The following is a 1,196-nucleotide window of genomic DNA, read 5'->3' on the forward strand; positions in this document are numbered from 1 at the left end:
GGAGGGGGCCGACGCCGGGGCCGGAGCCTTCTGGAGGCCGTCCACCGCGACCGCCGCGCCACCCGCGGCCGCGCCCACCCCGGCGAGCACCGGCTCGGGCCCGCCCGGTACGTCCACCAGCGGAGCCCCGCGCCGCTTGCGCTCGCTGAGGTCGACCAGCGCCACGGTCGTCAGCGCGGTGACCACCGAACCGATGGCGATGGCCACGAAGAACATCGGTACGCCACCGACGGCACCGAGCACCGCCACGATCGGCCCGCCGTGCGGCACCGCGTCCTTCACGCTCGCCATGCCGGCGATCGCACCGGCGACGGCACCGCCGAGCATGTTGGCGGGGATGACCTGCGCCGGACGGGCGGCGGCGAAGGGGATGGCGCCCTCCGAGATGCCGAAGAAGCCCATGAACAAGGAAGCGAGCCCGGTCTCCCGTTCCTGCTCCGTGTAGAGCCGCTTGCGGATCAGCGTCGCGAGGCCCTGGCCGAGCGGCATGACCGGAATCGCGGCGGCGCACATGCCCATGACGGTCTGGTTGCCGGTCGCGATGAGCCCCGCGCCGAACAGGAACGCCGTCTTGTTGACGGGACCGCCCATGTCGAACGCGATCATGAGCCCCAGGATCGCGCCGAGCAGGATCGCGCTGGTCCCCGTCATGCCGCTGAGCCAGCTGGTCAGGTGCTCGAAGATCCACGAGATCGGTTTCCCGATGACGTAGATGAAGAACAGGCCGAGCGCCGTGGTCGCCACGATCGGGATCACGATGATCGGCATGATCGGCTGGACGAACTTCGGGACCTTGACCTTCTTGATCCACAGCACCAGGTAACCGGCGAGGAAGCCGGTGACGATGGCCCCGATGAAGCCCGCGCCCGCCTTGGAGTCGTACAGGTCACCGGTGTTGGCGATCCACCCGCCGATCATGCCCGGCACCAGCGCGGGCCGGTCCCCGATCGCGTAGGCGATGTATCCCGACAGGATCGGCACCATCAGCGTGAACCCGATGACACCGATCTGGTTCACGTGCATCCAGAACGAGCCGTCCGGGATGACGAGCCCGCCCTTGGGGTCGGTGTGCCCGCCGAGCGACAGCGAGATCGCGATCAGCAACCCGCCGACCACGACGAACGGAATCATGTACGAGACGCCGTTCATCAGCGCCTTGTACGCGACGCTGCGCTCCTTGCCGCCCCCGCCACCGG

1 protein-coding gene is annotated in these 1,196 nt (G+C 69.2%); it reads right to left on the minus strand.

Going from position 1 to position 1,196, the window contains the following annotated elements; translation table 11 throughout:
* Positions 1-1,196, minus strand: a 1,196-nt coding sequence (locus AOK22_RS38565) for a PTS fructose transporter subunit IIC (protein WP_244165286.1), incomplete at both ends; no start/stop codon positions are given.

The sequence above is a fragment of the Streptomyces silaceus genome, assembly GCF_001419745.1.
Taxonomy (GTDB): Bacteria; Actinomycetota; Actinomycetes; order Streptomycetales; family Streptomycetaceae; genus Streptomyces; species Streptomyces silaceus.